Origin of the sequence: Paraburkholderia sp. GAS199 (genome assembly GCF_050436585.1) — a bacterium.
Classification (GTDB): Bacteria; Pseudomonadota; Gammaproteobacteria; order Burkholderiales; family Burkholderiaceae; genus Paraburkholderia.
Window position 1 is genome coordinate 385,615 of the sequence record NZ_JBNDMM010000002.1, and the last position, 11,853, is coordinate 397,467.

An 11,853-nucleotide genomic window follows, 5' to 3' on the forward strand; every position below is an offset into this window, starting at 1 on the left:
CCGCCGGTTATTTGAAGAACCGGCAGGTCAGGTCGGTTTCGAATTGCCGGACCCAGCGTCCCTGATGATCCGGGTACGACTGCGCCCAACCGCCGCGCCGCACCGTGACCAGGCGTTCATGGCTGGCGTCGTCCGGGTCCACGCGGGCACTGATGACAAAATGCGCCGGCGCGAAGCCGTGCCGCGCGCAAACGAGTTCAAAAGCGGCACGATCGCCGATCGGCAGATCGGTATAGCGCAACAGGGTGGTTTCCATAGCATCGACTCCGGTTCCTGTTCATCACAGTACGCCTCGCTCCGCGTCGTCTGTGTGTCACAACGCACGGAGAGCCGCAGCAGCGCTCGCGATCGGCGCAACGCCACCGCTAACCATCATCACCGTTTCAATAATCTTCGCCGCGGAAAATAAAAAAGGCCCCGGCCGTTAGCCGGAGCCTTCGAATCAGCAAGCCTGCCGAACGGCCCGAAGGCCGGTCGTGCGGGTGGCGCCGCTTGCCGTTCGCTTACTGTTGCATCACGGTCAGCTTGTTCGACACCGACGTCACGCCTGCAACGCCCTTGGCGGCTTCGCCGGCTGCGTCGATCTGAGCCTGGCTCGGCACCGTGCCCGTCAGCGTCACTGCGCCGCCACGAGCGCGCACAGCGATGCTCGACACGTCGACGCCTTGCGCCTTGCCGATTGCAGCGCGCACTTTGCGGCCGAGCTGGCTATTGGCCTTCTTGGTTGCCTTGGCGCTGGCTGCCGGCGCTGCCGTCGTGCCCGTTGCCGGCGCATCGCTTGCCTGAGCGTAGACATTGCATGCGACAACCATCGCGACAACCGAACCCAGCGTTTTCAGAAAACCGACCGATTTCATATTTTCTCCTTTGCTTCACATTGGACCGCATCTAACAAGCGGCTTCGTTACGACTCCCTGCGACCGGCACCGGACGCGACAAGGCGCGGCGGGGCGACGGCCGACAAAGACGGCAACACGGAGTGCGAGAGGCTAAAGGAGCCGGCCGGTGCCGCATGCGATGACAGGCATGCAAGGCGGCGCTGAGCCGGCAAGCCGCGAGGTCCACGAGCGCGCCCGGTTCTTTTTGGTGTGCCGGGTCGCGCCGCGCAAACGTCTGTTCGCGGCAGCGATGCACAATTTAATCCAGGCGCGCCAGAATCGCAAAGGGTTTAGTCGTGAAGGCGCATCTGGCGGGCCATGAGGACGCGTTGCGCTCAGGTTTTGGGACGCGGACGGTTTATGCGCGGTTCATCAACCGGCGTGGCCGCCTTGCCTGCGATTCACTTTTTGTTACGCGTTTGTCGATGCGGCGCACGTGCCGACGCGTCGCCGGCGCGGCAATCTCGGGTACCATCGGCCCGACACGCGCGGCCGCGCGGCGTGCCCGGCATGGCGCGGTCCCGATACCGCCCAGCGCGAGGTTTGCCGCCGGGCGCCTTCAACTCACTTTCGATCGTAGCCGTTCCGTCATCCGATGAAGCCAGCCACCGGCCGCAAACGCCCTCCTCGCCTCGTCGCCCGATTCGTGGCAATTTCCTGGCGCGATCTGGCGGTCTCGTTCGGTCCGATCCTGCTGATCGCCGCCGCGGCGATCTGGGTCGCCGTGCGCCTGATCCAGCCCGCGCCGCCCAACACGCTCACCCTCAGCGCCGGTCCGGAAGGCAGCACCTACTGGACCGCCGCGCAGAAGTACAAGGCGATCCTGGCGCGCAATCGCATCACGCTGAACGTGTTGTCGTCCGAAGGCTCCGTACAGAACCTCAAGCGTCTCGCCGATCCGAAGTCGAATGTCGACGTCGGCTTCGTGCAGGACGGTCTCGCGCCCGGTGCCACCGACGGTTTGATGTCGCTCGGCAGCGTGGCCTATGTGCCGCTGGCGATCTTCTATCACGGTCCCACGGTCACGCGGCTCTCCGAATTCAAGGGCCAGCGGCTCGCCGTCGGCGCCGAAGGCAGCGGCACCCGCGAACTCGCGCTCGCGCTGCTCAAGGCGAACGGCATCGAACCGGGCGGCACCACCAAACTGCTGCCGCTCTCGGGCGACGACGCCGCTCAGGCGCTCATTTCCGGCAAGGTCGACGCGGCTTTCCTGGCCGGCGATTCCGCGCAACCGGCGGTCATGGGCAAGCTGTATCGCACGCCGAACGTGCAGTTCTACGACTTCGCGCAAGCCGACGCCTACACGCGCCGTTTCCCGTATCTGACGCAAATCACCATGCCGATGGGCGCGTTCGACCTCGGCAAGAATCTGCCGTCGGCGCCGTTTCATATGGTCGCGCCGACCGTCGAACTGGTGGCGCGCGACTCGCTGCACCCGGCGCTCTCCGACCTGCTCGTCGAAGCGGCCCGCGAAGTGCACGGCAAGGCGACCATCATGCAGCGCGCGGGCGAATTTCCCGCCCCGCTCGCCCACGATTTTCCGATCAGCGACGACGCTGCCCGTTACTACAAGTCGGGCAAGAGCTTTCTCTACCGCATATTGCCGTTCTGGCTCGCGAGCCTTGCGGACCGCCTGCTGGTCGTGGTCGTTCCGCTCGTCGTGCTGCTGATTCCGGCGCTGCGGCTGGTGCCGTCGCTCTATGCGTGGCGGGTCAAGTCGCGGATATACCGCTGGTACGGCTCGCTGATCGCGATCGAGCGCAGCGCGCTCAGCGAACACTCGGCCGCCGAGCGTGCCTCGCTGATCGAGCGGCTCGACGCTATCGAAGAATCGGTCAATGGTCTGAAGATGCCGCTCGCCTACGCGGATCAGTTCTACGTGCTGCGCGAGCACATCGGTTTCGTGCGCGAGCGGCTGACGCATACCCGCGAAGCGCAACGCGAAGCCACGGACGAGCCCGACGACGACGCGGGCCGCGCCGACGAAGCAACGGACCAGGCGTCGGACGAAAACCCGAACGACCAAGCGCCCGAATCCCCCGCCGCCGCCGAAGCCGGCGAGCCGTCCGGCGGCCGTCACGCCTAGCCACGGGCAGGCGCTGGATCGCGCCGCGCGCCGGGATTCATATTGACGGGTGCAAGCCGCGAGCGCACCGCGTAAGATCATTACAATTCCGACGGCCCAACAGACACGCCGTCGAGGCCACGCACCTGGAGACATTTATGAAGGCTGGCAAGGTCGCCACGCAACCGCTGTGGTTTTACGATTTCGTCTCGCCGTTTACCTATCTCCTGCTCGAACAGCACGAGAAATGGCCGGACTTCGACTTTACCTTTACGCCGGTCGTGCTGAACGACCTGTATCGTCATTGGGGCCAATCGCCCGCGTACAGCGTGCCGGCCAAGCGCACCTTCCTGTACCGCCACGCGCTGTTCCGCGCGGAGCAGCTCGGCATTCCGTTCAAGATGCCGCCGGTTCATCCGTTCGAGTCCATGAAGCTGTTGCTGCTCGCCACGGCCGTGCAAGGCGACGTGCAGTTCGTGCGCGAAATCTTCCGCTTCATCTGGCGTGAAGGCCGCGATCCGTCGAGCGATGCCGTATTCGCCGAACTGTGCGAGCGCGTCGGTCAGCCGAATGGTCCCGAACTCATCAAGGACGAAGCCGTCCACCAGCAATTGCGGCGCAACACGGAAGACGCGATCCAGCTCGGCGTGTACGGCGTGCCGACCTTCTATCTGAACAAACAGCTGTTCTGGGGCGAAGACGCGTTGCCGATGGTGCTGTATTGCGCCCGCACGCCGAACTGGCTCGACTCGAAAGAAGTGAAGCGGATCAGTTGCCTGCCTTCGGGTCTCGCGGACATCCAGCCTTAAGCCGGCGCGGAGCCGCACGCAGAGCGCATGTGAAGCGGATGCGCCGCGCTGATGCCGGTCATACCGCGCCTGCTATGGCCGCGGGTTGGCAACGGGCCTAAGGTTATGATCTTTGCGCCCGCTTCGCGATATCGCTCGCGGGCGGTTTAGTGCGACGCGCCCGCGTCCGATCCTGCCTGATGTTGCCTGACCCGCCACGCGCCTGAACCATGGACGACACCGCCGCTTCTCTCGACATCTGGCTCGTGCGCGTGTTGCGCACGCTGCTGGTCGAGCGCAGCGTGACGCAAACCGCGCTGCGTCTGAACCAGACCCAGCCCGCGATCAGCACCGCGCTGCGCAAGCTGCGCGAGACGCTGAACGATCCGATCCTCGTGCGCGGCAAGTCGGGCATGGTGCCGACCGAATACGGCGAATCCTTGCTGGCCGCTGCTCAACGCGTTCTGCGCGACGTCGATTTCGTCGCCACGCCGCACGGCGATTTCGATCCGGGCCGCTCGCGCCGCACTTTCCGCGTGGCCGCGCCGGACTACCTGAACGACTTTTTCATGCCCACCGTGATCGCGCAGTTTCGCGAAGCGGCACCGCATGCGCGGCTCGAAATCGAGTCGCTCGGTCCGCTGCTCGATCATTCCGCGGCGCTCGATTCGGGTGAGCTCGACCTCGTGATCGGCAACTGGCCCAAGCCCGATCCACGCTTCGGAAAGAGCGACCTGTTCTCCGATACCGTGGTCTGCATGATGCGCGCGGACCATCCGCTCACGCGCGCGCCGCTCACGCGCGAGTCGTATCTCGCGGCGCCCCATCTCGCGCCGACGCCATACAGCGGTGCACGCGGCGGCGCGATCGACATCGGCTTCGCGCGCGCACGCGCCGAGCGGCGGATCGTCGCCACGCTGCCGTATTTCGGACTGGTGCCGCAAACGCTGCTGCAATCGGATCTGATCTTCACCACCACGCGCCGTTTTGCCATGCACTATGCCGGCATGCTGCCGCTCGCGGTGGTCGACGTGCCGATCGCGTTTCCGCGCATCAAGTGTTATCAGCTCTGGCATCCGCAGCCGGATCGGCCGAGCGATGTCGGCTGGCTGCGTGCGCTGATGTCGCAGGTCTCGGACGATCTGGTGGCACGCAAGGTGAAGCGCACGAAACGCGCGTCCACGCAGGTGGCGGCGCCGGAAAAGACAACGTCAGCCGCGATGGACTGACGTTGGAGTGAACTTGCCGGCGGTTGAACTGCCGCCCTTAAGTGGCCACGCTAGGCCGTTGCGCAGATTTCCTGCGTCATCGCCAGCGCGACGGTTTGGCGGGTCCGAATCTGCAGCAACTCCGCGCACACCGCAATGGCGATCGCGGGCGGCGCTTTATCGACAATGCCGCCGACGCCGATCGGACACGTCATCTCCACCAGCCGGTCCAGGTCCACGCCACGTTGCAGCAGGCGACGCTCGAACTTCACGCGCTTGGTCTTCGAACCGATCATGCCGAAGTACGTGAAATCGCGCCGCCGCATGATGCGCTCGGCGAGCGAGAAATCGAGCGCGTGGTTGTGCGTCATCACCAGAAAATAGGCACCGGGCGGCGCCGTGTCGACGATCGCGTCGGGCGTGTCGGTCGCTTCGATCTGCACGTTGGCGGGCGTCTCGTCGGGAAACAGTTCGTCGCGCTCGTCCACCCATTGAACGACGCACGGCAAGCTGCCGAGCAGCGTGACGAGCGCATGGCCGACGTGGCCCGCGCCGAACAGCACGATATGCATCGGCGCCGGACGCGGCATTTCCACGGCGCCGCGCCGGCCGATCTGAACGGATGAAAAGTCGTTCATGGCGATCATTCCTGTTGATTTCGATAACTGCACGGCACGATGGCCCGGTTCACTTCGGCTTGCGTGTCGCCGCGTCTACTGGCGCGCTGCAACACTCGCCGCGCGTACCGCACCGACCGCCTTGAGAATTTCCTCGGCGGTGGCCGGCGCGTTCAGCGGCGGATTGACCTTGTGATTGCCCACGGCCGAGACCGCGTCGCGAATCGCAAAGAACACCGAGAACGGCAGCAGGAGCGGCGGTTCACCGGTCGCCTTGGAGCGGTGGATGCTGTCCTCGGCATTGCGGTTCTTGAACAGGCGCACGTTGAATTCCGGCGGCGTGTCGTTGACGGTCGGAATCTTGTAGGTGGACGGCGCGTGCGTCATCAGCTTGCCGCCCGCGTTCCACCACAGTTCTTCGGTCGTGAGCCAGCCCATGCCCTGAATGAACGCGCCTTCCACCTGGCCGACGTCGAGCGCCGGATTGAGCGAGGCGCCCACGTCGTGCAACGCGTCGGCGCGCAGCACGCGCATTTCGCCGGTGAGCGTGTCGATCACCACTTCGGAGACGGCCGCGCCGTACGAGTAGTAATAGAACGGCCGGCCTTGCAGCTTCGATTGATCCCAGTACAGCTTGGGCGTGGCGTAGAAACCGTCCGACCACAACTGGATACGCGCGATATAAGCCTTCGCGATCACTTCCTCGAACGGCACGACGAGTTCGCCGACCAGCACGCGGTCGTGCGCGAAACGCACTTCGGCGGCACTGACCTTGCCTTCGCCGAAACGCTCGGCGGCAAATGCCGACAGACGTTCGCGCAATTGCCGCGCGGCGTCCTGCGCGGCCTTGCCGTTCAGATCGGAGCCCGTCGATGCCGCGGTTGCCGAGGTGTTGGCAATCTTGCTGGTGTCGGTTGCGGTCACGCGGATGCGGCTGAAACCGACGCCGAGTTCGTGCGCGACCACCTGGGCGACCTTCGTGTTCAGCCCCTGGCCCATTTCGGTGCCGCCGTGATTCACCAGCACCGAGCCGTCGGTGTAGATGTGCACGAGCGCGCCGGCCTGGTTGAAGTGCGTCACGTTGAACGCAATGCCGAACTTGACCGGCGTGAGCGCGAGGCCCTTCTTCAGGACTTCGTTGTTCGCGTTGAATGCGTCGATCTCGGCGCGGCGCGCGCGATACTGGCTGGTGGCTTCGAGTTCGTCGATCAGTTCGTGAATCACATTGTCTTCGACGATCTGGCCGTACGGCGTCTGATTGCGCTCGGTCTTGCCGTACAGGTTGCGACGGCGCACGTCGAGCGCGTCCTGGCCGACCGAGCGCGCGACGTTGTCCATGATGTACTCGATCGCGAACGCGCCCTGCGGGCCGCCGAAGCCGCGAAACGCGGTGTTCGATTGCGTATTGGTCTTGCCGCAGAAGCCGTCGATGGTGACGTCGGAGAGCCAGTACGCGTTATCGAAGTGGCACAGCGCGCGCGTCATCACGGGACCGGACAGGTCGGCGGAAAAGCCGCAGCGCGAGGTCATGTCGACGGTCACGCCGTCGATCACGCCCTGATCGTCGTAGCCGACTTCATACGTGTAGTGGAAATCGTGGCGCTTGCCGGTGACCATCATGTCGTCGTCGCGATCCGGACGCAGTTTGACGGGGCACAGCAGCTTCCATGCAGCGAGCGCCGCGCAGCAGGCGAACAGGCCCGACTGCGATTCCTTGCCGCCGAAGCCGCCGCCCATGCGCCGGCATTCGATCAGCACGTTGTGCGAGGCCACGCCCAGTGCGTGCGCCACCATGTGCTGCATTTCGGTCGGGTGCTGCGTCGAACAGTAGACGTGCATGCCGTCGTCGTCTTTCGGCACCGCGTACGAAATCTGTCCTTCGAGATAAAACTGCTCCTGGCCGCCGAGCAGCATCTCGCCGGCTTCGCGATGCGCGGCACGCGCGATCTTCGGGCCGGCCTCGCCGCGCGCGAGTTTCATCGGCGGCAGCACGTGCTGATTCGCGGCGCGGGCCTGCTGCGCCGTGAGAATGGCCGGCAGTTCCTCGTACACCACGTCGGCGCGACGCGCGGCGAGGCGCGCGGTTTCGTGCGAGGTCGCCACCACGATGAACATCGGCTGGCCGATGTACTGCACGAGGCCGTCCGCGAGAATCGGATCGTCGCCGTGGATGATCGGACCGACGTCGTTCGCGCCGGGAATGTCTTGCGCCGTGAAAATCGCCACCACGCCGGGCGTCGCGCGCACCTTGTCGAGCGACATCGAGACGATCTTCGCGTGCGCTTTCGTGGAGAGCCCGAGCGCCGCGTGCAGGGTGCCGGCGAGCGTGGGGATATCGTCCGTGTAAGTGGCGCGGCCGCTCACGTGCAGATGCGCGGATTCATGCGGACGCGACACGTGCACCTGGGTGAAGGCTTCCTGGGCCTGAAGGTCTTTCAGGAACGGTTCGGCTTGCTGATTCATTGTGATGTTCTCCGTATCCGTGTGTCGTCTCAGGCGCTCGCGCCTTCCGGTGAGCAGGCGGCAAGCACCGCGCGCACGTCGAGCGCGCTCTTCGGCAGCGGATTGTTCGGACGCGTTTCGAGCCAGAAGCGGTACAAGGTGTTCTTCGCCGCTTCGAGGCGATAGTTGCTGGTGGCGCGCATGTCGGAGAGCGGCGCGTAGTCGTTGCCGAGCGCGATCATCGCGGCCTGCGCGGTGGCCTCGTGCCATTCGGCGTCACGCAGCACGGCTTCCGCGTGCGTGGCGCGCTTCGAGGTCGCGGCCATGCCGCCGAACGCGATGCGCGGCTCGCGGATGACGCCGCCGTCCGCGATGAACGAGAACGCGGCGCACACGGCGGAGATGTCGGAGTCGAAGCGCTTCGAGAGCTTGTAAGTGCGGAATTGCAGGTTGGCACGCGCGCCGGTGCGGGTCGGCACTTTCAGTCCGACCACGAATTCGTGTTCCGCCATGTCCTTCTTCTGATACGCGAGGTAGAGGTCTTCGAGCGGCATCTCGCGCTCGATCTCGCCACCCCGCACGATCACGCGCGCGCCGAGCGCGATCAGGCCGGGCATCGAATCGCCGATCGGCGAGCCGTTGGCGATGTTGCCGCCGAGCGTGCCGGCATTGCGAATCGGCAGCGACGCGAAGCGCTGCCACATTTCGTTCAGTTCGGGATACTGCTTCGCGATTTCCGCGTACGCCTTTTCAACCGTCACGCCCGCGCCGATTTCGATCCACTCGTCGTTCGTTTCGAGCTTTTGCAACTCGGCGATCTGACCGAGATAGACGATGTTGCCGAGTTCGCGCATCTGCTTGGTGACCCACAGGCCGATGTCGGTGCTGCCCGCCAGAATGCGCCGCGCCGGTTCGGCTTCCTTGATCTTCGCGAGTGCCGCGACCGTGCGCGGTGCGTCGAACTGCTGACCCGCGTGCTGATAGTGGAACGTGTCCGCGCGCTCGATGGTGGCAAGCGTCTTCGAAAGCGCTTCGACGTCGACTGGCGCCTTCGGCGCGGGTGCGTCGAACATGCGCACGGCGGCGTCGACGATCGGACGATAGCCGGTGCAGCGGCACAGGTTGCCCGTGAGCGCATTGCTGATCGCGTCGCGCGACGGCACGGTTTTGTTGGCGCAGCTATGTTCGTGGCCGTGCTTCTCGTACAGCGACCACATCGACATCACGAAGCCCGGCGTGCAGAAACCGCACTGCGAACCGTGACATTCCACCATCGCTTCCTGCACGGGATGCAGCGAGCCGTCCGGCTGACGCAGGTCTTCGACCGTGAAAAGCGCTTTGCCGTCGAGCGTCGGCACGAACTGGATGCAGGCATTCACCGCCTTGAAATCGACGCCGCCCGCCGCGTTGCGCTCGCCGACCACGACCGTGCACGCGCCGCAGTCGCCTTCGGCGCAACCTTCCTTGGTGCCGGTGCAGTGCGCGTCTTCACGCAGATACTGAAGCACGGTGCGGGTGACGGGCGCATCCTTGATCTCGCGGATGGCGTTGCGGTGATAGAAGCGAATCGGCTCAGTCATGTCTCTTACTCTCGAATGTTCTGTGTCCGTGGGGACGTGCTGCGGTCATGATTCGAAAACTATCACCGTCAATAAATACAACCCATAGGTGCGATCGCATGCGGGACATATCGTCAGGACGATAAAGAGATAGGTTTCGGGGATGATCGGCTTATGTTGCTATGACAGTATTGCCGCATTTGTCTCTTTTATATTGAATTCTCGCCACCATCAATGGCAACTAGCCGGTGCGAAGCGAGCAAAAAAGCGACCTTTATGGACCCGAATTGCCCACTATGTGGATCCGGCACCGTATTTTTGTCCGATGAATTATTAAGCAAATCCTGCAAGAGAATCGGTTCCATGGGAAAATCACGGCTTCCCGCCGATTTCAAGTCTCGTTTTCCCCATGTCCACCGACTCAGCGACACCGCGCAGCGAATTTGCGACGACCATGCAGATCATTCCGGTCGTCTTTTTCACGTTTCTTTGCTACCTGACCATCGGGATTCCGCTTGCGGTGCTGCCCGGCTACGTCCACGACGACCTCGGCTACAGCGCCGTGCTGGCCGGCGCGGCGATCAGCGTGCAATACCTGGCCACGCTGGCGTCGCGTCCGCTGGCAGGCCGGTCGGCGGACACGCTCGGGCCGAAGCGGACGGTGTCGATCGGCTTGCTCGGTTGCGGCGCGAGCGGCGTGCTGCTGTTGCTGGCCGTGCTGTGCGGCCGCTGGCCCGTGCTCAGCCTGGCGTTGCTGGTCTGCAGCCGTCTCGTGCTGGGTTTCGGCGAAAGTCTGTGCGGGACGGGCGCGATCCTGTGGGGCATCGGCCGGGTCGGCACGAGCAATAACGCCCGCGTGATTTCGTGGAACGGCATCGCCACCTACGGCGCGCTCGCCATCGGCGCGCCGCTGGGCGTCGCGATTGCGCACACCATCGGATTTTTCGCGCTCGGCATTCTCGTGATCCTGCTGGCCGCGCTCGGCTTCTACCTCGCGCGTCCGATGGCGCCGGTGCCCATCGTGCACGGCGAACGGATGTCATACCGCAGCGTGTTCACGCGCGTCCTGCCGCACGGCATCGGGCTCGCGCTGGGCTCCGCCGGCTTCGGCTCGATCGCGACGTTCATTACGCTGTTCTACGCCGCGAAGCACTGGCCGAACGCCGCTTTGTCGCTGACGGTTTTCGGCACGCTGTTCATCGGCGCGCGCCTGCTGTTCGCCAACACGATCAAAACCTACGGCGGTTTTCGCGTCGCGATTGCTTCGTTTTCTTTCGAGTGCGCCGGTTTGCTGATGCTGTGGCTGGCGCCTGAACCGCACATCGCGCTGGCGGGCGCCGCTCTCACCGGATTTGGTTTTGCGCTGGTGTTCCCGGCACTCGGCGTCGAGGCCGTCGGACTCGTGCCGCCGGCGAGCCGCGGCGCGGCGCTGTCCGCGTATTCCGTTTTCCTCGATCTGTCGCTTGGGATTACTGGGCCGTTGGCCGGGTATATTGCGGGCGAATTCGGATATGGGTCGGTGTTTTTGTTTGCCGCTGTGGCCGCGGCGGCGGCTGTGGGGTTGTCGACTGTTTTGTATTTGCGGAATGCGAAGGGGACGGGGGTGCAGGCGGCGACGTGACCGGGGATTTGCCCGGTGGGCGGTTTTTTTTGCCTCTGGTTTTTGGTGTTTGCCTGCGGCGGCGTTCTTTCTTTGCCTACGGCGGTGGGTGCTTATTTTTCTTTGTGGTTTATTAGCGTTGCCCCTGTGCGGGGCGGCACTTACTTTCTTTGCCGCGGCAAAGAAAGGTAAGCAAAGAAAGCCGCTTTGAACCGCCAATGCTATTCGTTATCGGTGGCGCTTCTCGGCGGCGGTGGCCCCGGAGCGTCCGTGTCGTCGCGCACTCCGCGTGAGTGACAAGGCCGTCATCAGTTCCGGCGGCGCTTCGCGCGCCGAGCGGTATGCAGGGGAAACCACAAGTTTCCAATTAGCTTCTCGCCGAGGCGAAGCCGACGGCTGGCACAGCGAAAAACGAAGTGAGTGGTCTGGTGAAGTACCGCTCCGGCGCGCGCAGCGTCGCCGGAACGGATGACTGCTGTACCACTAGAAATAACGATCCACGGTCGGCCCTATCGGCTGCCACTCCGTGTTGTTATGAGAGGTGCCCGCTTAGGGTTAGCGGTGTGAGCGGCTTTCTTTGCTTACCTTTCTTTGCCGCAGCAAAGAAAGTAAGTGCCGCCCCGCACAGGGGCAACACTAATAAACCACAAACAAAAGAAACACCGCCACCACAGGCAAAAAAAACAAAACCGCCGA

Annotated in this window: 9 protein-coding genes; 4 read left to right on the top strand and 5 right to left on the bottom strand. The window is 64.2% G+C overall.

The window, feature by feature from the left end; all coding sequences use genetic code 11:
- Nucleotides 1–7: 7 nt before the first annotated feature.
- Nucleotides 8–256, bottom strand: a complete 249-nt coding sequence (locus P3T18_RS07795) for a hypothetical protein (RefSeq protein WP_429299345.1) — start codon at nucleotides 254–256, stop codon at nucleotides 8–10.
- Nucleotides 257–503: 247 nt separating this feature from the next.
- Complete coding sequence (locus P3T18_RS07800; RefSeq protein ID WP_429299346.1) at nucleotides 504–857, bottom strand: BON domain-containing protein; 354 nt, start codon at nucleotides 855–857, stop codon at nucleotides 504–506.
- A 616-nt stretch (nucleotides 858–1,473) separates the two neighbouring features.
- Between P3T18_RS07800 and P3T18_RS07805 the strand changes: the two genes are divergently transcribed.
- The 3 genes from P3T18_RS07805 to P3T18_RS07815 all read left to right on the top strand — a co-directional run bounded on the left by P3T18_RS07805 (nucleotide 1,474) and on the right by P3T18_RS07815 (nucleotide 4,960).
- The gene (locus tag P3T18_RS07805) at nucleotides 1,474–2,964 is read left to right on the top strand and encodes a TAXI family TRAP transporter solute-binding subunit (RefSeq protein WP_429299347.1); all 1,491 of its coding nucleotides are present in this window, start codon (nucleotides 1,474–1,476) and stop codon (nucleotides 2,962–2,964) included.
- A 137-nt stretch (nucleotides 2,965–3,101) separates the two neighbouring features.
- A complete protein-coding gene (locus P3T18_RS07810; protein ID WP_429299348.1) occupies nucleotides 3,102–3,752 on the top strand; it encodes a 2-hydroxychromene-2-carboxylate isomerase in 651 nt (216 codons plus the stop codon).
- 209 nt (nucleotides 3,753–3,961) lie between these two features.
- Nucleotides 3,962–4,960 (top strand): LysR substrate-binding domain-containing protein, encoded by a 999-nt coding sequence (locus P3T18_RS07815; protein ID WP_429299349.1) that lies wholly within the window; start codon nucleotides 3,962–3,964, stop codon nucleotides 4,958–4,960.
- A 50-nt stretch (nucleotides 4,961–5,010) separates the two neighbouring features.
- Here the strand turns inward: P3T18_RS07815 and xdhC are convergent, their stop codons facing one another.
- The 3 genes from xdhC to xdhA all read right to left on the bottom strand — a co-directional run bounded on the left by xdhC (nucleotide 5,011) and on the right by xdhA (nucleotide 9,578).
- A complete protein-coding gene (gene xdhC / locus P3T18_RS07820) occupies nucleotides 5,011–5,577 on the bottom strand; it encodes a xanthine dehydrogenase accessory protein XdhC (protein ID WP_429299350.1) in 567 nt (188 codons plus the stop codon).
- A gap of 75 nt (nucleotides 5,578–5,652) precedes the next feature.
- Nucleotides 5,653–8,019 (bottom strand): xanthine dehydrogenase molybdopterin binding subunit, encoded by a 2,367-nt coding sequence (gene xdhB / locus P3T18_RS07825; RefSeq protein WP_429299351.1) that lies wholly within the window; start codon nucleotides 8,017–8,019, stop codon nucleotides 5,653–5,655.
- Nucleotides 8,020–8,048: 29 nt separating this feature from the next.
- Complete coding sequence (gene xdhA, locus P3T18_RS07830) at nucleotides 8,049–9,578, bottom strand: xanthine dehydrogenase small subunit (protein ID WP_429299352.1); 1,530 nt, start codon at nucleotides 9,576–9,578, stop codon at nucleotides 8,049–8,051.
- 388 nt (nucleotides 9,579–9,966) lie between these two features.
- On the opposite strand from xdhA, the gene P3T18_RS07835 reads away from it, so the two are divergent.
- Nucleotides 9,967–11,178, top strand: coding sequence for an MFS transporter (locus tag P3T18_RS07835; RefSeq protein WP_429299353.1), 1,212 nt, complete (start codon nucleotides 9,967–9,969; stop codon nucleotides 11,176–11,178).
- Nucleotides 11,179–11,853: the final 675 nt, after the last annotated feature.